This window comes from Neorhizobium puerariae (assembly GCF_042429745.1).
In the GTDB taxonomy this organism is placed as follows: domain Bacteria; phylum Pseudomonadota; class Alphaproteobacteria; order Rhizobiales; family Rhizobiaceae; genus Neorhizobium; species Neorhizobium puerariae.
The window spans coordinates 186,679-208,243 of the sequence record NZ_JBHMAA010000077.1 but is presented as its reverse complement, the minus strand read 5'-3'; the positions used below and the strand labels follow the sequence as shown (position 1 = coordinate 208,243).

Annotated in this window: 17 protein-coding genes and 1 riboswitch; of the genes, 12 read left to right on the top strand and 5 right to left on the bottom strand. The window is 64.5% G+C overall.

The annotated features are described in order from the left end of the window. Positions 1-33 precede the first annotated feature (33 nt). The gene (gene efp / locus ACFFP0_RS32005) at positions 34-603 is read right to left on the bottom strand and encodes an elongation factor P (RefSeq protein WP_377266275.1); all 570 of its coding nucleotides are present in this window, start codon (positions 601-603) and stop codon (positions 34-36) included. A 187-nt stretch (positions 604-790) separates the two neighbouring features. Here efp and epmA point away from each other — a divergent pair, with 187 nt between their 5' ends. Then, positions 791-1,861 carry an EF-P lysine aminoacylase EpmA gene (gene epmA, locus ACFFP0_RS32000; RefSeq protein ID WP_377266274.1) on the top strand — a complete coding sequence of 357 codons (1,071 nt, stop codon included), beginning with the start codon at positions 791-793 and terminating at the stop codon, positions 1,859-1,861. Beyond that, positions 1,858-2,904 carry a lysine-2,3-aminomutase-like protein gene (locus tag ACFFP0_RS31995; RefSeq protein WP_377266273.1) on the top strand — a complete coding sequence of 349 codons (1,047 nt, stop codon included), beginning with the start codon at positions 1,858-1,860 and terminating at the stop codon, positions 2,902-2,904. Before epmA ends, ACFFP0_RS31995 begins: the two co-directional genes overlap by 4 nt. Positions 2,905-3,644: 740 nt before the next feature. Here ACFFP0_RS31995 and thiC read toward each other — a convergent pair. Next, entirely contained in the window at positions 3,645-5,456 is a 1,812-nt protein-coding gene (gene thiC / locus ACFFP0_RS31990) for a phosphomethylpyrimidine synthase ThiC (RefSeq protein ID WP_377266272.1), read from the bottom strand. Between the two features lie 97 nt (positions 5,457-5,553). Then, a riboswitch (TPP riboswitch) is annotated at positions 5,554-5,686 on the bottom strand. Between the two features lie 180 nt (positions 5,687-5,866). Between thiC and ACFFP0_RS31985 the strand changes: the two genes are divergently transcribed. From ACFFP0_RS31985 to ACFFP0_RS31965, 5 genes are read left to right on the top strand one after another with little or no spacing between them, the layout of a single operon-like run. Further along, positions 5,867-6,118: an acyl carrier protein gene (locus tag ACFFP0_RS31985; protein WP_377266291.1), complete on the top strand. Its 252-nt coding sequence runs from the start codon at positions 5,867-5,869 to the stop codon at positions 6,116-6,118. Further along, entirely contained in the window at positions 6,118-7,299 is a 1,182-nt protein-coding gene (locus ACFFP0_RS31980) for an acyl-CoA dehydrogenase family protein (RefSeq protein WP_377266271.1), read from the top strand. Before ACFFP0_RS31985 ends, ACFFP0_RS31980 begins: the two co-directional genes overlap by 1 nt. A 55-nt stretch (positions 7,300-7,354) precedes the next feature. Beyond that, complete coding sequence (locus tag ACFFP0_RS31975; protein ID WP_377266270.1) at positions 7,355-8,263, top strand: amino acid--[acyl-carrier-protein] ligase; 909 nt, start codon at positions 7,355-7,357, stop codon at positions 8,261-8,263. Between the two features lie 4 nt (positions 8,264-8,267). After that, positions 8,268-9,251, top strand: coding sequence for a DUF1839 family protein (locus tag ACFFP0_RS31970; protein WP_377266269.1), 984 nt, complete (start codon positions 8,268-8,270; stop codon positions 9,249-9,251). Beyond that, positions 9,248-11,674 carry a glycoside hydrolase family 2 protein gene (locus ACFFP0_RS31965; RefSeq protein WP_377266268.1) on the top strand — a complete coding sequence of 809 codons (2,427 nt, stop codon included), beginning with the start codon at positions 9,248-9,250 and terminating at the stop codon, positions 11,672-11,674. Before ACFFP0_RS31970 ends, ACFFP0_RS31965 begins: the two co-directional genes overlap by 4 nt. 3 nt (positions 11,675-11,677) lie before the next feature. Here the strand turns inward: ACFFP0_RS31965 and ACFFP0_RS31960 are convergent, their stop codons facing one another. After that, positions 11,678-12,727 (bottom strand): glycoside hydrolase family 5 protein, encoded by a 1,050-nt coding sequence (locus ACFFP0_RS31960; protein WP_377266267.1) that lies wholly within the window; start codon positions 12,725-12,727, stop codon positions 11,678-11,680. Between the two features lie 329 nt (positions 12,728-13,056). On the opposite strand from ACFFP0_RS31960, the gene purU reads away from it, so the two are divergent. The 3 genes from purU (at position 13,057) to ACFFP0_RS31945 (ending at position 17,280) form a co-directional block, all read left to right on the top strand. Beyond that, positions 13,057-13,941 (top strand): formyltetrahydrofolate deformylase, encoded by an 885-nt coding sequence (gene purU / locus ACFFP0_RS31955; protein ID WP_377266266.1) that lies wholly within the window; start codon positions 13,057-13,059, stop codon positions 13,939-13,941. A 75-nt stretch (positions 13,942-14,016) separates the two neighbouring features. Next, positions 14,017-16,659, top strand: a complete 2,643-nt coding sequence (locus ACFFP0_RS31950) for an aminotransferase class III-fold pyridoxal phosphate-dependent enzyme (RefSeq protein WP_377266265.1) — start codon at positions 14,017-14,019, stop codon at positions 16,657-16,659. A gap of 423 nt (positions 16,660-17,082) precedes the next feature. After that, positions 17,083-17,280 (top strand): hypothetical protein, encoded by a 198-nt coding sequence (locus tag ACFFP0_RS31945; RefSeq protein WP_377266264.1) that lies wholly within the window; start codon positions 17,083-17,085, stop codon positions 17,278-17,280. Positions 17,281-17,336: 56 nt separating this feature from the next. On the opposite strand, the gene ACFFP0_RS31940 is transcribed toward ACFFP0_RS31945, so the two are convergent. Further along, positions 17,337-17,573, bottom strand: a complete 237-nt coding sequence (locus ACFFP0_RS31940) for an Lrp/AsnC ligand binding domain-containing protein (RefSeq protein ID WP_377266263.1) — start codon at positions 17,571-17,573, stop codon at positions 17,337-17,339. Positions 17,574-17,624: 51 nt separating this feature from the next. Then, a complete protein-coding gene (locus tag ACFFP0_RS31935) occupies positions 17,625-18,548 on the bottom strand; it encodes a LysR family transcriptional regulator (protein ID WP_377266262.1) in 924 nt (307 codons plus the stop codon). A gap of 99 nt (positions 18,549-18,647) precedes the next feature. On the opposite strand from ACFFP0_RS31935, the gene ACFFP0_RS31930 reads away from it, so the two are divergent. Together ACFFP0_RS31930 and amaB are read left to right on the top strand one after the other, a co-directional pair. Next, positions 18,648-19,943 (top strand): NAD(P)/FAD-dependent oxidoreductase, encoded by a 1,296-nt coding sequence (locus ACFFP0_RS31930; protein WP_377266261.1) that lies wholly within the window; start codon positions 18,648-18,650, stop codon positions 19,941-19,943. A 68-nt stretch (positions 19,944-20,011) separates the two neighbouring features. Beyond that, complete coding sequence (gene amaB / locus ACFFP0_RS31925) at positions 20,012-21,553, top strand: L-piperidine-6-carboxylate dehydrogenase (protein ID WP_377266260.1); 1,542 nt, start codon at positions 20,012-20,014, stop codon at positions 21,551-21,553. The last annotated feature ends 12 nt before the right edge of the window (positions 21,554-21,565 follow it).

Below are 21,565 nucleotides of genomic sequence, written 5' to 3'. Positions count from 1 at the left end.
TATCATGGGCCGGCAAGCCGGGGATGACCGGTATCAGTCCTTGGCGCGCTCGACGTAGGAATTGTCTTCCGTGGCGATGACGACGCGGGTGCCGGCATCGATATGCGGCGGAACCGAGGTGCGGATGCCGTTCGACAGGATCGCCGGCTTGTAGGAGGAAGACGCCGTCTGGCCCTTCACGACCGGTTCGGTCTCGACGATTTCGAGCGTCACATGGCGCGGCAATTCGATCGCCAGCGGCACGCCTTCATGGATCGACAGGATGCAGGTCATGCCTTCCTGGAGATAGGCCTTCTGGTCGCCCATGGTTTCCGTGCTGACCACCACCTGATCGTAGGTGGCCGGGTTCATGAAGTGGAAACCTTCGCCGTCTTCGTAGAGATACTGGAAGTTCACGTCTTCCACGAACGCGCGCTCGACCTGCTCTGTGGTGCGCCAGCGTTCCGACACCTTCACGCCGTCGACGATGCGGCGCATGTCGACCTGCGTGACCGGCGTGCCCTTGCCGGGATGGAAGTTCTGGGCCGTCAGGACGACATAAAGCTTGCCGTCGACTTCGAGAACGTTGCCCTTGCGGACAGAAGAAGCGATGATCTTGACCATGGGATTCCTTATGTGCCTACCGGCTTGTCACTGCCGAAAATGCGTCGTAGAGGACCGGGCGATAGCCGACCCGCAGGACGGCCCCGGGACCGCCCTCGGGATTCAATCTCTGTTTTCCGGGCGCACCTACCCTAAAATCGCGCGAAGTGGAAGCCTTGCCGGGGAAAACCGGCGAAGAAAGCCGTAAATGAATTCGTCTCGACCCGCCATATCCCGCTCGCCCTGGTGGATGCCGGAGAGCCATGTGGACCGCCGGCCCTTCCTGATGGGCCGCAATGCGGTGCAGGCGGCGGTGCGCGGCTTTTTCGGCGCCCGCGATTTCATCGAGGTCGACACGGCGACGCTGCAGGTCTCGCCCGGCAACGAAACGCACCTGCACGCCTTTGCGACGGAAGCGATCGCGATCGATGGCGGCAGGGCGCCGCTCTACCTGCACACCTCTCCCGAGTTCGCGGCGAAAAAGCTGCTTGCGGCCGGCGAGAAGCGCATCTTCACCTTCGCGCACGTCTATCGCAACCGCGAACGCGGACCGTTGCACCACCCCGAATTCACCATGCTCGAATGGTATCGCGCCGGCGAGGGCTATGAGCAGCTGATGGCCGATTGCGCCGACATGCTGGCGCTCGCGGCCGAGACCATGAAGACCGGGCGTTTCGCCTTCCGCGGCATGGAGACCGATCCGTTCGCCGCGCCGGAACGCCTCACACTGGCCGAAGCTTTCGACCGCTTTGCCGGCATCGACCTGCTCGCATCCGTCGCCGCCGGCGGAGATACCGATCGCGACCTTCTTGCCGCGGGGCTGAGAGAAGCGGGCATCCGGTTCGCCAGGGACGATACCTGGGCCGATCTCTTCAGCAAGGTGCTGGTGGAGAAGGTGGAGCCGCATCTGGGGCAGGGCCGCGCGACGATCCTTTGCGAATATCCGGTTTCGGAAGCCGCGCTGGCGCGGCCTTCCGCCGATGACCCGCGTGTAGCGGAGCGTTTCGAGCTTTACGCCTGCGGCGTCGAGCTGGCGAACGCCTTCGGCGAACTGACCGATGCCGGCGAGCAGCGCCGCCGCTTCGAACACGAGATGGCGGAGAAGGCGCGCATCTATGGGGAACGCTACCCGATCGACGAGGACTTCCTCGCGGCCCTTGCGATCATGCCGGAAGCGAGCGGCGCAGCGCTCGGCTTCGATCGCCTCGCCATGCTGGCAACCGGCGCAACGCGCGTCGACCAGGTGATGTGGGCACCGGTCGCGGAGGTGTTCGGATGAATGCCGTACGCTCATTGAAAACCCCGGAAGAACTGGTGTCCGCCGGCCTGGTCGAGCCGGAAGGGCTCTCCGGCATCCGCGCCGTCGCGGATCGCTACGCCATCGCGCTGACGCCGGCGGTCGTTTCGCTGATCGACCGCACCGACGGAAACGACCCCATCGCGCGCCAGTTCGTGCCGGACCCGGCCGAGCTGCGGACCACGCCGGAAGAGCGCGCCGACCCGATCGGCGACCATGCGCACAGCCCGGTCAAGGGCATCGTGCACCGTTATCCCGACCGCGTGCTCCTCAAGGCGGTGCACATCTGCCCGGTCTATTGCCGTTTCTGCTTCCGCCGCGAAATGGTCGGCCCCGAGGGCGACGGCACGCTTGCCGCCGACGAGCTGGCGGCCGCGCTCGCCTATATCCGCGAGCATCCGGACATCTGGGAAGTGATCCTCACCGGCGGCGATCCGCTTGTGCTTTCGCCGCGGCGGCTTGCGGCGATCATGCGCGGCCTTGCCGACATCCCGCATGTGAGGATCGTCCGCTTCCACACCCGCGTGCCGGTGGTCGAGCCCGACCGCATCGGCGAGGCGCTGATCTCGGCGCTGAAGGAAAGCGGCAAGGTGATCTATGTGGCGCTGCATGCCAACCACCCGCGCGAACTGACCGAAACAGCCCGCACGGCCTGCGCAAGGCTGATCGATGCGGGTTTCCCGATGGTGAGCCAGACGGTGCTGCTGAAGGGCGTCAACGATGACCCGGCGGTGCTGGGCGACCTGATGAAGGCCTTCGTCGAGACGCGGATAAAGCCCTATTACCTGCATCATCCCGACCTTGCGCCGGGCACGGGCCATTTCCGCCTCGACATCGCCGAGGGCCAGAAGATCGTCTCGGCCCTGCGCGGAAACATTTCCGGCCTCTGCCAGCCGACCTACGTGCTGGATATTCCGGGCGGCCACGGCAAGGCCGCGATCGGCGAAAGCGCGGTGCGGCGCGAAGGCGGGTGTTATTCGGTCAGCGATTTCCGCGGCGAGGAGCATGTCTATCCTCCGGGATGACGAGCGACGGCATTCACGCGGCAGGTCTTGCCCGTGTCATGTTTTTCTCCCGCACCCTGCCCCAAAACCGGTTCCCGCTTTTGAGGACGCTACGCTGATCGGAGAGCCCACGCGAATGCGGAACCTCGATTGATTTGTATAAGGTGGCTCCGCATTCGCGTGGCCTTCGGCGTTCTCTCGGGGCTTCCGGCCCCTACAGGTGATCATCTCGCCTCGCTGCATGGCTTCGTTCGCGGTCTCCTTTCGGGAAACCTTGCCACTTGGACGGCTCAACCGAACCCGGCCCGGCGGCCAGGGGGAGGCTTGATAGGGAGAAGTCCGGTTTCCCGTTCCGCTCCCATGGCTTTCACCTCTTCCACCGTCCCCGCACGTTACGGTTCCGATGGAAGCGCCGGCTCCCGCCTGCCCGCGAACGTCTCGCGAAACACTCCGGCGACGGAAGCGAGGGGATTGTAGACACGACGCGAAAGGGCGGGGATGAACGGCAGCGTTTTTCCTGGCCGATTTCTCTCAAGGCCTTGATTTGCCTCATAGCGCTCCCCTCTGCCCTGCCGGGCGTCTCCCCCCCACAAGGAGGGAGATCACAAGCGGCATGGCCTTCCCGCCCCTCAAGCGCCTCCCGAGTAGAACGGCTGCTTGTTTGGGGAAGCCGGTGCTCCCATCCGATCTCCCTCCTTGTGGGGGAGATGCCCGGCAGGGCAGAGGGGGCGGAAACGGCACGCCATTTATGCGGCGGACCCTCACTCCTTCCCGACCGGCATGTAGAGGTCGCCGCCCTCGCGATATTTCGCGGCCATGGCCTCCAGCCCTTCCTTCTGCGCCTCGGCGCGGATGTCGTGCGATATCCGCATGGAGCAGAATTTCGGGCCGCACATGGAGCAGAAATGCGCCACCTTGTGCGCTTCCTTCGGCAACGTCTCGTCGTGGAAGGATCGCGCCGTTTCCGGATCGAGCGACAGGTTGAACTGGTCCTCCCAGCGGAATTCGAAACGGGCGCGGGAGAGCGCGTCGTCCCGGATGCGCGCGGCCGGGTGGCCCTTGGCGAGATCGGCCGCATGGGCGGCGATCTTGTAGGTGACGACACCGGTCTTCACGTCGTTGCGGTCCGGAAGGCCGAGATGTTCCTTGGGCGTCACATAGCAGAGCATGGCGGTGCCGAACCAGCCGATCATCGCCGCGCCGATGCCCGACGTGATGTGGTCGTAGCCCGGCGCGATATCGGTCGTCAGCGGGCCGAGCGTGTAGAAGGGCGCTTCGCCGCAGACAGTGAGCTGCTTGTCCATGTTCTCCCTGATCTTGTGCATCGGCACATGGCCGGGGCCCTCGATCATCACCTGGCAGTCCTTCGCCCAGGCGACTTGCGTCAGTTCGCCGAGCGTTTCGAGTTCGGCGAACTGCGCGGCGTCGTTGGCGTCGGCGATCGAGCCGGGACGCAGACCGTCGCCGAGCGAGAAGGACACGTCATAGGTGCGGCAGATGTCGCAGATTTCCTCGAAATGCTCGTAGAGGAAGCTTTCCTTGTGATGATGCAGGCACCACTTCGCCATGATCGAACCGCCGCGCGAGACGATGCCGGTGACGCGGTCGACGGTGAGCGGGATATAGGCGAGCCGCACGCCCGCGTGGATGGTGAAATAGTCGACACCCTGTTCGGCCTGTTCGATCAGCGTGTCGCGATAGACTTCCCAGGTGAGGTCCTCGGCGATGCCGTTCACTTTTTCCAGCACCTGATAGAGCGGCACGGTGCCGATCGGGACGGGTGAATTGCGGATGATCCATTCGCGGATGTTGTGGATGTTGCGGCCGGTGGACAGGTCCATGACCGTGTCGGCGCCCCAGCGGATTGCCCAGACCATCTTCTCGACCTCCTCCGCCATGGAGGACGTAACGGCCGAGTTCCCGATATTGGCGTTGATCTTCACCAGGAAATTGCGGCCGATGATCATCGGCTCCAACTCGGGATGGTTGATGTTGGCGGGGATGATCGCCCGGCCGGCGGCGACCTCCCGGCGGACGAAGTCCGGCGTCACGAAATCCGGAATGTGGGCGCCGAAGCTTTCACCGTCTCTTTCCAATGCCTCTTTCACGGCCTGCCGGCCGAGGTTTTCCCGGATCGCGACGAACTCCATTTCCGGAGTGATGATGCCGGCCCGCGCATAGGCGAGCTGGGTGACGGCTTTTCCGCCGCTGGCCTTCAGCGGCCGGTTTCTCATCGGGAATTCCGGTGTGAGGCGATCGCCGGCTGCAAAGCCGTTGTCCTCCGGCCTGACGATCCGCCCCTCGTAGGCTTCCGCATCGGCGCGCGCGAGCACCCAGCTTTCGCGCAGGCGCGGCAGCCCCTTTTCGATGGCCGCGACATGCGCCGGGTCCGTATAGGGGCCGGAACTGTCGTAAACGGTCACCGGCGGCTCGCCGGAGGTCGGATGCAGCGCGATCTCGCGCATCGGCACGCGGATGCCGGGATGGAGGTTGCCGGGCTTGAAGACTTTCGTCGAGGCGGGAAGCGGGCCGGTGGTGACGACCGGCGCGAGCTTGGACGTGGCAATATTCATGGTTCGAGGCTCCAGGGTTTGACGTTTGGAGACCCAGTTCCAGTGTTGGAATGATGAAAAAACGCCATCGGGCGCAAGGCGGAATTCCGCCGGCATGCCGTCAGCGCTTGCACCGTCCCTACGCCAGTATGAACTGGATCAGGTTCAACGGGTCACTGCGCCGCAACAGGCAAAGCCTGGATTGCCCAGCAGTATCTCAGCCCCTTGCCGGGACCCCCCTGGTGAATATCGCCATCAAAAACCGGGGCCTCGCATCTGTCAAGCCGGTAAAGGCGGGCGCGATCGATTGGATTTTAGCGAATCCCGCAGCCCGATTTTCAGCATGTTTCTTACCGGAATCTTATGCTTTCTCAACTAAACATGCCGCCAGCGATGAACGCAGAGTTCCAAGACCATCGGGAGACGTCGAGATGAACGAGACCATTCGTGAACTGCTGGCGCGGGTTGGCAACCTTCCGGTCGCAGTGACCGAATTGCAGGATGGCGCCGATCTTTATGCGGCAGGCCTTTCCTCCTTCGCATCCGTGCAACTCATGCTGGGCCTGGAAGAGGCTTTCGACATCGAGTTCCCGGATAACCTGCTGAACCGCAAGTCCTTCGCCAGCATCTCGGCGATCGAGGAAACGGTATCCCAGATCCTGAAAGCCAAAGAGGCCGCCTGATGAGCCTTCCCGCCCTTGCCTCCGACATGACGCTCGGAGCACGCGCCCATCGCGTTGCGGCCGTGGCCGCGGAATTCGCCGATCGCGTCGATCAGGAAGGTCGCTTCCCGCACGAGGCGGTCGACGCCATGAAGGCCGAACGGCTGCTCGGCATCCAGATTCCCGCGGCTTTCGGCGGAGAAGGCGCCTCCATGCAGGAGATGGCCGAGGTCTGCTCCATCATGGGACAGGCCTGCGCCGCGAGCGCCATGGTCTTCGCCATGCACCAGATCAAGGTTTCGAGCCTGGTCGAACACAGCGCCGACAGCGCCTGGCATGGGGACTTCATGCGCGAGCTCTGCGCCCGCCAGCTGCTTGTCGCCTCGGCGACCACGGAGGCCGGCATCGGCGGAAACCTGCGCAACTCCATCTGCGCGATCGAGATCGACGGCGCCACCTGTCGCCTGCAGAAGGATGCGACCGTGATCTCCTACGGCGCCCATGCCGATGCGATCATGATCACCTCCCGCGCCCGCGCGGACGCGGCACCCGGCGACCAGGTGATGACCGTCTTCAGGAAGAACCAGTACACGCTCGAGAAGACCGTCGACTGGGACACGCTCGGCATGCGCGGCACCTGCTCCGACGGCTTCCTGTTCAAGGGCGAGGCGCCGGCTGCCCAGATTTTCCCGAAGCCTTTCGCCGAGATCGCCGCGCAGTCCATGCTCGCAAGTTCCCACCTGCTGTGGAGCGCGGTCTGGTACGGCATCGCGGCCGATGCCGTCCTGCGCGCCCAGGCTTTCGTCCGCGCCGCCGCCCGCAAGGCGAGCGGCGCCCAGCCGCCCGGCGCGATCCGTCTGGCGGAGGCCTCGAACCTGCTGCAGCTCCTCAAGGCGAACATCCTCTCGGGCCTCAAGGCCTATGCGGATGCCAAGGCCGATCCGGACCAGCTTTCGTCCATGGCCTTCTCGATCGCCATGAACAACGTCAAGCTCGCGTCCTCCGAGACGATCCTGACGATCATCAACCAGGCCATGATCATCTGCGGCATCATGGGTTACAAGAACGGCACGCCCTACAGCCTCGGCCGGCACCTGCGCGACGCCCATTCCGCCCAGCTGATGATTTCCAACGACCGCATCCTCGGCAACACGTCGACCATGCTGCTCGTGCAGAAACCGGACACCAGCCTGCTCGGCTGACGTCCGCCCGTTAAATGAATTATTGCCCGTCAAATGAATTGAATGAGGTGAAGCAATGGATATGCAAGTTTCCTTCCTCGACCGCCTGTTCGATGCGGGTCTTCTGATCGAGACCGGCGTGGACGGACTTTACGGCCGCAGCGGCCGGTTCGAAGACATCATCGCCGCCTTCGAGCGGCTGATCGACAAGGTGGGCGGCGGCGACGGCGCCGAGGCCATGCGGTTTCCGCCCGGCATGAACCGCGAATTCTTCGAGACCAGCGGCTATATGAAGAGCTTCCCGCAGCTCGCCGGAACGGTGCACTCCTTCTGCGGCAGCGAGCTCGACCACATGAGCCTGCTGAAATGCATGGAAGTGGGCGAGGACTGGACCAAGGGCCAGGAGGCGACCGACATCGTGCTGACGCCGGCGGCATGCTACCCGCTCTATCCGACGGTCGCGCGCCGCGGCAGGCTGCCGGCCGAAGGCGGCCTCTTCGACCTGCAGAGCTATTGCTTCCGCCACGAACCCTCCAAGGACCCGGCCCGCCAGCAGCTTTTCCGCATGCGCGAATATGTCTGCATGGGCACGGAACAGCATGTGACGGATTTCCGCCAGCGCTGGATGGACCGCGGCGTCGAGATGATGAAGTCGGTCGGCCTCGACGTTTCGATCGACATCGCCAACGACCCGTTCTTCGGCCGCGCCGGCAAGATGCTCGCGAACAACCAGCGCGACCAGAACCTGAAGTTCGAGCTCCTGATCCCGATCACCTCGACCACCAAGCCGACGGCCTGCATGAGCTTCAACTACCATCAGGACGCGTTCGGCCAGAAATGGGGCCTCTACCTGGAAGACGGCTCGACGGCGCATACGGCCTGCGTCGGCTTCGGCCTGGAGCGCATCGCGCTCGCGCTCTTCCACACCCACGGCCTCGACGTGAAGGCATGGCCGGAAAGCGTCCGCGCGGTCCTCTGGGGTTGAAACGATGAAGGCGGTCTTTCCCGCTCTCGATCCGGCGAGCCATGCGCCGCATGCCCTGCATGCGGCCGAGCGCATGTGGCCGGAGACAAACTGCTATGTCGACCTCTGGATCGAGGTGCTTTCGGCGCAGAACCTGCCTCCCGAAGCGATGCTCGGCTTCACCCTGACCCAGGATTTCGAGGGCGACCAGTTCACCTTCTTCAAGGTGCCGCTGGAGGACCTCGAAACGCTCTACGGCATCCGCGTGACGGAACTGGCGATCTTCGACAGGCCGGAACAGCATGTGCTGGAGCAGATCGCGCGCGATCGCCTTACGCTGATGGAGCTCGACAGCTACTACCTGCCGGATACGCGGGGCGTCGCCTACCGCCAGGAACACGGCAAGACGACGGTGGCGATCAACCGGCTCGATCTTGAGGGCCGGGAGATCGACTATTTCCACAACGGCGGTTTCTTCCGCCTCGCCGGCGAGGATTTCGACGGGCTGTTCCAGATGAACGGAGCCCCCGACACCCAGCCCTTCCTGCCCTATACGGAATTCGTGAAATTCCCCGGGGCCTCCTCCGATGCCAGGGATACCCGCGAGACGGCATGGAAGCTGCTGCGGCACCACTATGCCCGGCGGCCGGGGGAAAACCCGATCCGCGCCTTTGCGGACGTTTTTCCGGACCAGGTGGAGCGCGTGGCGGAGCGCGATTTCGGCTTCTTCCACAAATACGCCTTCAACACGCTCCGGCAGGTCGGCGCGAACTTCGAACTGCTGGCGAGCCATCTCGACTGGCTGAACGGCAGGGGATTTGCTGAGGCGGAGAAACACGCCCTGAAGATTTCGGAAGTGGCGAAATCGGCCCAGTTCCAGCTTGCCCGCGCCGTGACCCGCAAGAAGTTCTCGCCGCTCGCCAATGCGCTCGATCCGGCCGTGGAAGCCTGGGATCTCCTGATGTCCGACCTGGCGCTGACGCTCGGCCAGAGCCGCGAGGCCGCGTGAGCGCTCCTCGGAAGAGAATTACCGGGACCGGCCATCTATCCGATGGCTGGTCGCTGGTGCTGACCGCACCCGGCGCCTGCGCCACGCCGGGCGACCTTCCCGGCGACCCCGACGCCATCCCGGCTACCGTGCCGGGCACGGTAGCCGCAGCACTGGAGGCGGCCGGCCGGTTCGACCGCAGCAATCCGGAACCGCTGATCGACAGGGACGTCTGGTATCGCCGACCGCTGACGGACGAGACGCCGGGGCCTGCCGTCCTTCGTCTCGCCGGCCTTGCGACGATCGCCGAGGTCTTTCTCGACGATCGTGTGATCCTCTCTTCCGAAAGCATGTTCGAAAGCCATGACGTGCCGGTGGAACTGACCGGCCGCGAAACGCTGTCGATCTGCTTTCGCGCCCTGAAACCGCATCTGGAAAAAGCCGGTCCCCGCGCCCGCTGGCGACCCCGGCTGATGAACAACCAGGGCCTTCGCCTTGTCCGCACCACCGCGCTCGGCTTCATGCCGGGCTGGTGCCCGGACGTGCATGCCGTCGGGCCATGGCGGCCGGTTTCGCTGATCCGGCCCGGCGCGAACCGGATTGCCGATCTTGCCGTCACTCCACGGTTCACGGGCGGCGCAGGCATCCTCAAAGTCGGCTTCGCCTGCGGGGATACCCGCCGCGATTTCCGCCTCGTCTGCGACGGGCGCGAAGCGGCCTTCACCGTCGCCGAAGGACGATATTCGGCCGAACTGCACCTCCCCGACGTAAAACCCTGGTGGCCGCACACCCACGGCGAGCCAACTCTTTACGACGTGACGCTGCGCACCGGCGACGAGGAACTTACGCTTGCCCGCACCGGCTTCCGGGATGTCTCGGTCGATCGCGGCGCGGATGGCGGCGATTTCGCGCTGATCGTCAACGGCGAGAAGACCTTCTGTCGCGGCGCGATATGGACTTCCGCCGACGTCGTGAAGCTTCCGGGCGAACGCGCAGCCTACGAGCCGTGGCTGAAGCTCGCGAAGGAAGCGGGCATGAACATGATCCGCATTCCCGGCATCGCGGCCTACGAAAGCCCGGAATTCTTCGCGCTTTGCGACGAGCTGGGACTGATGGTCTGGCAGGATCTCATGTTCGCCAATTTCGATTATCCGGCTGCCGATGCGGATTTCGTGATTCACGTGAAAACCGAAGTGGGGCAGTTCCTGGCGGCGACGCAAGCCTCGCCCTCGCTCGCCATCCTTTGCGGCGGCAGCGAAATCTACCAGCAGGGCGCCATGTTGGGCCTGCCGGAACGCATCTGGGAAGGCCCGCTTTGCCGGGAGATCCTCGCAGGCCTTGCCGCCGGACATCGGCCTGACCTGCCCTACGTCGCCAATTCACCCTCCGGCGGCGCGCTGCCCTTTTACCCCAATGCGGGTGTCGCGCATTATTACGGCGTCGGCGCCTACAGGCGTCCGCTCGACGACGCCCGCCGGGCGCAGATCCGTTTCGCGGCCGAATGCCTCGCCTTCTCCAACCTTTCCGACGCCGAAAGGCTCGCCGCCGGCAAGGCGGGCATTCCACGCGACGCCGGGGCCGACTGGGATTTCGAGGACGTGCGGGACCACTATCTCGGCGCGCTTTACGGCGTGGACCCGGAAAGACTCCGGCAGGACGATTTCGACCGCTACCTCGAACTCTCCCGCGCCGCCACGGGCGAGGTGATGGAGGCGACCTTCGCGGAGTGGCGACGGCCGGGCTCTTCCTGCAACGGTGCACTCGTCTTCACCTTTCAGGATGTCATGGCCGGTCCCGGCTGGGGTGTCGTCGATGCCGGCGGCCGGCCCAAACCCGCCTGGTTTGCGCTGAAACGCGCCTTCCGGCCCGTACAGGTCATCCTTGCCGACGAGGGCACCAACGGTCTCGATATCCATGTGCTGAACGAAACGCCGGCCGAAGTGCCGGTCGTCGTGGAAGTGGCGTGCCTGCGCGACGGAAAGATGCCGGTCGTTTCCGGCCGGCGCGATCTCACGCTTGCCGCGCGTGGAAAGGAAAGCATCGCCTGCACCGATCTTTTCGGCGCATTCTTCGATACCAACTACGCCTATCGTTTCGGCCCGCCCTCCCATGACGTCACCGTTGTGAAGCTGAAGGATGCGCAAACCGGAGAGCCGCTTGCAGAGGCCTTTCATTTCCCGCTCGGACGGTCGGCGGCAATGCACGACGCCCCTGTCGCAACGGCCCTCGGCGAGGATGCGCAAGGATATTGGCTGGAACTTGCCACCGACGTGCTTGCCCAGTCGGTGGCGATCGACGTGGCCGGCTATCGCGCTGCCGACAACCGTTTTCATCTCGCGCCGGGAACGCCGAAGCGGATCAGGCTGGTTGCGGAAAACCAGACTGCGGGGCGGCCAACCGGTCTCGTCCGCTCGCTCGGCAGCGATCGCGTCGCACGCTTCTGACCCTCACCGATTACAAGCGGACCGTTCCGAGAAGATGCGGGAAAGCGTGGCCATCTGCGGCCGGTCGCCGCTCTTCCCGGGCTGGATGTTGAGCGGTTCGTCTTCCGGCCACCAGTCGCCGCCTGCCCAGTAGGACCAGCCGAGCCAGACGTCGCCGCCGCCTTCCACCGCCTTGACCATGTCGTCGAGGACGGACTGGCATTCCTCGTCGGCGGGAACCGCGAATTCGCCGAGGAACCCGCGCTGGCCATGATCCCGCAGCCAGCCGGCGACATCGCCGATCGCCTTCACCGCATCCATGGCGCGCGAGCATTCGGCATTCTTGCCGGAAAAGTCCGCATCCGCATATTGGTGGACCTCATAGGCGTAATTGTCCTGCGGGTCGGAAATTCCGAGCATGACCGACGCGTTCGGCGTGCCGTAGTCGCCGGCAAGCCAGCTATGCGCGCCGCTCCAGGCTGTGCCGGGCACGAGCACGAGATTGCCGGCCCCCGTCTGGCGGATCGCGCCGATCGCGCTGTTGGCGGCCGAAAGCCAGTCTTCCGCGGAAATATCGTAGGGTTCGTTCATCAGCCCGAAGGCGACGCCTTCGGTCTTGGCGAAGACCACCGCCAGACGGCGCCAGAAATCCGCGAAGGCGCTTTGCGGCACGGCCTCCGAGCCGATCAGGTCGCCGCGAAACCGCGCGTAGTTATGGGGATCGAGGATGACGGCCATGCCATCCGCGCGGATGAGCTTCACGGTGTCGCGCAGGCGCTTGATCTCGGCCGGGTCGAGCTTGCCGTAAAGCTGCGGCTGGAGCCTTTCCCAGAGGAACGGCAGGCGCACGGTGTTGAAGCCCTTGCCGGCGAAATAGTCGATCGTCCTGCCGGAAGGATAGACATATCCCTCGCCATATTCGTCGCCGAGTTTTCCGAATTCCGCACCGGCGAGGTTGATTCCCCTCAGGCAGGCAGTCTCCGCCCGCGCCGGCGCGGCGGCCAGCGCGAGGCAGGCCAGCGCGCCAAGCAACCGGCCGCTCCGCCGCGCCAATTTCCGGGACGTCTGTTCCACCGTGTTCTCCAATCCGAAGCGCCGAATCTGGCAATAACATTTAGGTCCTGATCCCGCGGTCAAGACCTGTTGGGCACGAACGGGTTCAAACGGCGGCGATGCGCGTCCCGACGACGCAAAGGGAACGGAGTTTCGACGGGCAGGCATTAAGCTCGGCGAATGAACGGAAATGCTATATAAGGTCAACCCGGATGGATTCTGTACACATGAAGACATCGCTTCCGGCCCTGGATAGGCATTTTTCCTTTTCGCAAAGGCTGGATATTGTCCAGCATGATTTTTATGTATACACGAAATGGCCACTCAATGGCGGAGGAGGGAGATTTCCGATGAAGAGCTATGTACTGACGGTATCGTGCAAGACAACGCGCGGGATTGTCGCAGCGATATCCGGTTTTCTGGCAGAGAAGGGCTGCAACATCATTGACTCGTCGCAGTTCGACGATCTGGACACCGGTCGGTTCTTCATGCGCGTCAGCTTCATCTCCGAAGAGGGCGCCGAACGTCCGTCGCTTGTCGGGGAGTTCAAGCCGGTCGCCGACCGGTTCGCGATGGACTGGGAGATCTTCGATGCGGAGGACCGCATCAAGGTGCTGCTGATGGTCTCCCGTTTCGGCCACTGCCTCAACGACCTGCTCTACCGCTGGAAGATCGGCGCCCTGCCGATCGACATCGTCGGCGTCGTCTCCAACCATTTCGACTACCAGAAGCTGGTCGTCAACAACGACATCCCCTTCCACCATATCCGGGTGACGAAGGAGAACAAGCCGCAGGCCGAGGCGCAGCTGATGGACGTGGTCGAGCAGACTGGAACCGAGCTGATCGTGCTCGCCCGCTACATGCAGGTCCTGTCGGACAGCCTGTGCAGCAAGATGTCGGGCAGGATCATCAACATCCACCATTCCTTCCTGCCGAGCTTCAAGGGCGCCAACCCCTACAAGCAGGCCTACCAGCGCGGCGTGAAACTGATCGGGGCGACGGCGCATTACGTGACGGCCGATCTCGACGAAGGCCCGATCATCGAGCAGGACACGGTGCGCATCACCCATGCGCAGTCGCCCGACGACTATGTGTCGCTCGGCCGCGACGTGGAAAGCCAGGTGCTGGCCCGCGCCATCCACGCCCATATCCACCACCGCACCTTCATCAACGGCAACCGCACCGTCGTCTTCCCCCCAAGCCCGGGCTCATATGCATCAGAGCGCATGGGCTAGGTTCAGTCAAAAGCCCTATGGACGCGCGGTTTCGCCGCACTATTCTCTTCGGGAGCGCCCCTTCCGGAGAGGTTTATGTCCGATATCCAGCCCGATCTCATCGATCCTTCCTCCAACGATCTTCCGATCGACTCCGTGGAGGATGTCCTGCGGGAACAATACGGGCTTTCCGGACAGGTTTTCCCGATCGAAGGCCGGCAGAATCCCTATTTTCTGATCGATAACGGCCATATGCGCTATCTCCTGAAGGTGGCGCGGGCCGACGCGCCGCTTCAGGACATCGAGGCGGAACATGCCCTGATGCGCCATATCCTGCGCGAACCGGACGGGCCGCGCGTTCCCGAACCCGTGGTGACCAGGGATGGAACGGACACGATCGTCCTGCCGCTCGGCGGAGCCGACCGGCGCATCCGTCTCCTGACCTTCATCGACGGCATTGCCCCGCCGGCGGATGAGAGACCCTCCGGCCGGACCGTCGCCGCCTTCGGCTCGATCTCCGCCGCGCTGGCCAGAAGCCTGCAGGATTTCGAACACCCCACCCTGGAGCGCGAGCCGGAAGGAGACCTGCGCAAGGCAGGCCCGCAGACGGTCGCATTGCTCTCCTCAGTCTCGGACCAGGAGGTGCGCGATGTCATAGCGAAGGTCATGGTCACGGCATTGCGGCGCATCCAGCCGCTCGGCGGCAGCCTGCGCGTCGCCGCCACGCACCAGAACCTCGATGCCGACGCCGTCGTCGGCGATGTGGCGGACGGCGTCTGGCTTCCGACCGGAGTGACGGATTTCACCGGCATTTCCAGGGGCTGGCTCGTCGCGGGCTTCGCCAATACCTGCGCCTACATGCTCGCGAATCTCGACGGCGATCCCTTCGCCCTGCTTCCGGCCGTCCGCGCCTATCACGAGATACACCCCCTCACCCTGGCCGAACTCGAAGCCCTCTGGCCGCTCACGGTCGCCCGCACGGGGATACTGGCGGCCAAGGCCGAAAACAGGCGGGTCCGGTTTCCCGAGGATCACCAGGCGCAGGCCGAAACCGAAAAGCGGCGCGCCGTGCTCGATGCGGCAACCTCCGTTTCCCCGACGCTGGTGCTGGCCGCCGTCCTCGACGCCACGGGGATGGCGAAACCCCTGCCGGATATCGGCCGCCTTCTGCCGGACATCGACCCGGAGACGATCCGGCTCGTCGATCTCGGCATCGCGAGCCCGCTGCTTTACGGCGGCAACTGGGCCGATCCGGAAATCGACTGGAAGCTTCTCGCCCGCATCGCCTGGGAAACCGGGCGCGGAAGCACCCGCTACGGAGAATTTCGCCTTTCGAAAGCCTCGACCGGCCCCGGGGAGGAGGCCGAGAATTTCGCGCTCCATATCGACGTCTGCGTGCCGGCCGGCACCGTGGCGACGGCGCCCTTTGCCGGAACGCTGAAAAGCGCAGGCCCGCAACTCGTCTTTGCCGGACGCGAACTGGCGCTGCATGTCGAAGGCCTCGACTGCGCGCTCGATGAGGATACGGAACTTGGTGCGGGCGAGACGCTCGGCACGGTCGCCGGCGCGGAAAACGCCGTTGGCGGCCTGCGCCTGCGCCTCTGCCGCGATCCGGACCTCGTCCCGCCCCTCTTCTGCGCGCCCGGCAGGGCTGGTACGTGGTCCAGGCTTTGCCCGTCGCCTGCCGTCCTGCTCAGCATCGAAGCGGACGCGCCGGCTCCGAAACACCCCGACCGGCCCGTCCGCGGCTGGAAGGAACATCTCTTCGACGCCCGCGGCCACGGGCTGCTCGACCTCACCGGAAACGCCCCTCTGGTCGGGCATGGACATCCCGGCCTCGCGGTGGCGATCTACCGTCAGCGCCTGCTTCTGGACACGCCGTTCTCCGGCCCTTCCGAAGCGGAAGAGGCGCTTTCGCGGCGCCTGCGTGATCTGGCGCCGCAAGGGCTTGAAACCATGCTCGTGGTGCGGCGCCACGACGATGTCCTCGATCACGCCCTGAACCTTGCCCGCACCCATGCCGCCCGGAACGGCATTGTCGGCGTCGCCCCCCAGTCGGCCAACGATACGGCGGTCGTCTGCGCCGACAGTATGGAAGGCGCGGCAACGGCGCTTGAAGAAGGCGACAAGGCGGGACTGCTGCTTGCCGGTATTCCTCCGCATCCCGACGACCGCCTTCCGGATGCGCTGGACGCACTCGCCCGCACCGGAGGCCTCCTCATCGTCGACGAGACATCGACCGGCTGGGGAAGACCGGGCCACCATGCCTGGGGTTTCGAAGCGTCGAATCTCGCGCCCGACATCGTCCTGGCCGGTTTTCCCGGCGAGGACGTCGCCGTTCTCTTCACCCGCGAGACGATCGCCGCCTCCCTGGATATCGTCGCGGACCGGCCGGGCCCCGTGGCCTGCATGGCCGCGTCGACCATCCTCGACATATGCGACGAGGAAACGCTCCGGGACAACGCCCGTCTTGTCGGCGATCACCTGAAAGCCGGCCTCGAGGAGCTTGCAGCCCGCCATCCGACGATCCAGGCGGTGCGGGGAACGGGGCTTCATCTGGCCCTTGCATTCGAAGGCGATGCCGCGGCGAGAACCGTTCACGACGCGCTCGGAGAAAACGGCATCCTCACCGCCCCGGGCGGCCATGCCAGGCTCATGATCGCGCCCCCGCTCTGCTTCTCGCGTGAAAGCGCCGATCTTCTGATCGCCCGCCTCGAAGCGATCCTCTCGGAAAGTTGAACCTGCCCCGGGCCGGAAATTTCCAGGCCCGGTTCTTGCGTCGGTGGGAAAGCAACCTATTTAGACGCAGATGGACGGTGGCCATGAATTCGCGAATGAAATTTCACAATTCTGCCTTGTTCCTGTCATCGGTCGGAAAAAAATTCTAGTTATACCGATTTTCGTTGATCGCACTGTGGGACTCACTTACAGTTCGTCCTCGTTCGATCGGATGGCTTCGATCGATTTTTGCGCAACACCAAAAGGGAGAGTGACAATGTTTAAATCCGTTCGCGTCGCCGCCTTCGGTGAAGATGCGTCCAAACTGATCGGCACGGATCGCTGCTCCCTTCCGTGCTGTCGAATGTAACGCTTTCGGTTCAATCGTTCCTGAAAATTTCATTCGCCAGAGCTGTGTCGAAGCAGCCATTGCGGGAGTCTGCCATGCAGAAGCAAGTTATTGAGTTCGGCGGGGAACCCGTCGGTATTGTCATTCCGGACGCGGATCGGCTGAAGTTCATCGCCGTGAAATTCCACGTCATCGACCTGGACGAACAACGTTTCGATTCCGCCGATGACGTGCGCGTCGCGATCCGCGACCTCGTTCGCTCGCGCAATATTGCGCCGACGGCGCATGTCTGAGACTATTTTGACAATTGCACCAAAAAGCCGCCTTCGGGCGGCTTTTTTACTGCCGCTCAGAAGGCGGTGAAGGTGATCGTCGTCAGCGAGCGCTCGATGCCGGGAATGGCGGCGATCTTCTCGTTGACGAACCGGCCGATCTCGTCGTTTTCCTTGATATAGATCTTCAGAAGAAGATCCCAGTCGCCGCTGGTGGAATAGAGTTCGGAGACGAGCTCGGTCTTGTAGATGGCGTCGGCCACCTCGTAGGTCTTGCCCGGCTTGCAGCGGAGCTGCACGAAAATGGGTTTCATGGTATCTTTCCCGTCGATCGGATCGCCTTGTGATCATGATGGCGATGCCGACTATTGGCCGATACGACTTCCGTTCGCAAGCCGGTCCCGGTCGATCTCCGCAACGAGCCAGTCCCGGAAGGCCGCGAGGGGCGGATAAGTGGCGCGGTCGGGCGGATAGGCAAGATGGTATTGCCCGGTTTCCAGGACCTGTGCCTCGACCGCCGGCACCAGCAGGCTCTGCTCCAGTTCCCGGTCGATCAGGAAACGCGGCAGCAGCGCTGCACCGAGCCCGGCCGCCGCCGCCTCGACCATGGTCATGAACTGGTCGAACAGCATGCCGTGCAACGCATCGAACCGGACCCCGTTGCCGGTGAACCATAGTTCCCACGCATCCGGCCGCGTGTTGAGATGCAGGAGAGGCCCTTTCAGGACGTCCGCCGGCGTTTCCAGGTGGTAGCGGTTCTTGAAGCCGGGGCTGCAGGCCGGCACCACTTCCTCGTTCATCAGGAAGGTAAGCGCCGCGCCCGGCCAGCGCGCCGCACCGAAATGGATTGCCGCATCCAGCGTGTCGAACCGGAAATCGAACGGTTCCAGCCGGGTTGTCAGGTTCACGACGATATCAGGATGCGCATCGAGAAAACGTCCGATCCGCGGCGTCAGCCAGCGCGTGCCGAAGAACGGCAGGATGGCGAGGTTCAGCGTGCCGCCGGAAGGATTGGCCCTGAGGTTGAGCGAGGCATTCGAGATGCGCCGCAGGGCCTCCCGCACCTCGCGGGCATAGGCGTCGCCGGCAAGCGTCAGCCGGATCGTCTGCCGTTCGCGCAGGAAAAGCGCCACGCCGAGCTGTTTTTCCAATGCCGAAATCTGGCGGCTGACAGCGCTCTGGGTGAGGCCGAGTTCGTTTGCCGCTGCGGTGACGCTGCCGGTGCGCGCCGCCGCTTCGAAAGCCGAGAGCAGCGAGAACGAGGGAAGGAAACGGCGGGGCGGCAGCATGTCATTCCTCCAGCGAATGACCTGTTGAGAACATGTCGATATTCATCGATAAATGGCCCCTGTAAAGAGTCTGCGAGTGACGCTTCCGGACAATCCATCATGCTGAACGATCCCCGCTCTCACGGCCTGTGGGAAAAGACCGCGCCCCATCCGCCCCTCACGCCGCGGCTGGAGGAGCCTGCTTCCGCCGATGTCGCGATTGTCGGCGGCGGCTATACGGGCCTGTCGGCGGCGCTGCATCTGGCCGAGGCCGGCGTGAACGTCCGGCTGCTGGAGGCGGCGGAGATCGGTTTTGGCGGCGCCGGCCGCAATGTCGGCCTCATCAATGCCGGCATGTGGGTCATGCCCGACGATTTCACGAAGGAGCTCGGGCCGGATCACGGCGAAAAGCTGCTCGATTTTCTGGGCCAGGCTCCCTATCTCGTCCGCGAACTGATCGACAGACACGGCATTGCCTGCGAGCTGGAGCGGAACGGAACGCTGCATTGCGCCGTCGGGCCGGAAGGAATGAAGGAGCTGGAGGAGCGCGCCCGCCAATGGCAGAAGCGCGGTGCTCCCGTGACCCTGCTCGACGCTGCCGGGACGGAACGCCGCATCGGCTCCGGCGCCTATGCCGGATCGCTGCTCGACATGCGCGCCGGCACGCTGCAGCCGCTCGCCTATGCCCGTGGTCTCGCCCATGCCGCGGTCATGGCCGGCGCGAGACTGCACACCGGCAGCCCGGTCATCGAAACCGGCGAGACGAACGGCCGCAAATTCGTAAGGACCGCGGGGGGCGAGGTTTCCGCCGACTGGATCATCGTCGCGACGGATGCCTACAGCACGGGCCCGTGGGAAAGCGTTCGCCGCGAACAGGTCTACCTGCCCTATTTCAACCTGGCGACCAGGCCGCTCGGCGACAACCTGCGCCGTTCCATCCTTCCCGGCCGCGAGGGCTGCTGGGACACGAAGGATATCCTCTCCTCCTTCCGCATGGACCAGGCCGGACGACTGGTCTTCGGTTCGGTCGGCGCGCTGCGCGGCGCCGGAACGGCGATCCACAGGAACTGGGCCAGACGCTCGCTGAAGCGGCTTTTCCCGCAGCTCGGCCCCATGGGAGACAAGCTGGAATTCGAAGCCGAATGGTATGGCCAGATCGGCATGACCGGCAACGCCCTGCCACGCTTCCACAAGTTCGGCCACAACGTCGTCGGCTTTTCCGGCTATAATGGCCGCGGCATCGCGCCGGGCACGGCGTTCGGCAGGCTCCTCGCCCGGCATATCCTCGGGGACGTGCCCGAAGCCGACCTGCCGCTGCCGCTGACCGACATGCAGGAACCCGCCTTCCGCTCGATCAGGGAGGCCTATTACGAGGCGGGCGCGCAGATCGCCCATTTCACCGGCGAGCGGCTCTGACGACACGACCTGATTGTCAAACCGCCGCCGATTTGTAGATTGACCGAAAGTCCATCCCGGAGACAGACATGACGCTTGCCACTCTCGATCTTGCCGCCGAAGTGAAAGATATCCTCGGCAATCTCGGCGTGAAGCCCGGGAGTTACACCGGGGGAACGCTTGCGGTCCGCTCGCCGGTCACCGGGTCCGGGATCGGCAGGCTGCCGGAGATCAGCGCCGCGGACGCCGGAAAAGCGATCGAGGCGGCCCACGAGGCCTTTCTCGAATGGCGGCTGGTGCCGGCCCCCAGGCGCGGAGAACTGATCCGCCTGCTCGGCGAGGAGCTGCGCGCGGCAAAGAGCGCGCTCGGACGCCTCGTTTCGATCGAGGTCGGCAAGGTCACGTCCGAAGGCCTCGGCGAAGTGCAGGAAATGATCGACATCTGCGATTTCGCGGTCGGCCTCTCCCGCCAGCTCTACGGCCTGACGATCGCCACCGAGCGTTCCGAACACCGCATGATGGAGACCTGGCATCCGCTTGGCGCCATCGGCATCATCTCCGCCTTCAATTTTCCGGTCGCCGTCTGGTCCTGGAATGCGGCGCTCGCCATCGTCTGCGGCAATTCCACGGTCTGGAAGCCGTCCGAAAAGACGCCGCTGACGGCGCTCGCCACCCAGGCGATCTTCGACAGGGCGCTCGCCCGTTTCGTCGCCGAGGGCGGCACGGCGCCGAAGAACCTTTCGACCCTCCTGATCGGCGGCCGCGAGATCGGCGAAGTGCTGGTCGACCACGAGAAAGTGCCGCTGGTCTCCGCCACCGGCTCCACCGCCATGGGCCGCGCCGTCGGCCCGCGTCTCGCCCGGCGTTTCGCCCGTTCCATCCTCGAACTCGGCGGCAACAATGCCGCGATCGTCGCCCCGACGGCCGATCTCGACCTGACTTTGCGCGGCGTCGCCTTCGCCGCCATGGGCACGGCCGGCCAGCGCTGCACGACGCTGCGCCGCCTCTTCGTGCATGACAGCGTCTACGACACGCTCGTGCCGCGCCTGACCAAGGCCTACCAGTCGGTCACGATCGGCTCGCCGCTCGAAAACGGCAACCTCGTCGGCCCGCTGATCGACAAGGCGGCCTACGACAGGATGCGGGATGCCCTGGACGCCGCAAGCTCGGAAGGCGGCAAGGTGACCGGCGGCGAGCGCGTTCACCAGAACGAGGCGGCCGATGCCTATTACGTCCGTCCGGCGATCGTCGAGATGCCGGCCCAGACCGGACCGGTGAAGGAGGAAACCTTCGCGCCGATCCTCTACGTGATGAAATATTCGAGCTTCGACGAGGCGCTGAAACTGCATAACGACGTGCCGCAGGGCCTCTCTTCCTCGATCTTCACCAATGACATGCGCGAGGCCGAGACGTTCGTCTCCGCCCGCGGCTCGGATTGCGGCATCGCCAACGTCAATATCGGCCCCTCGGGCGCCGAGATCGGCGGGGCCTTCGGCGGCGAGAAGGAAACCGGCGGCGGACGCGAATCCGGTTCGGACGCCTGGAAAGCCTATATGCGCCGCGCCACCAACACGCTGAACTACGGCCGCACCCTGCCGCTGGCGCAGGGCGTCAGGTTCGACATCGAGTGACCGCGAGGTGCC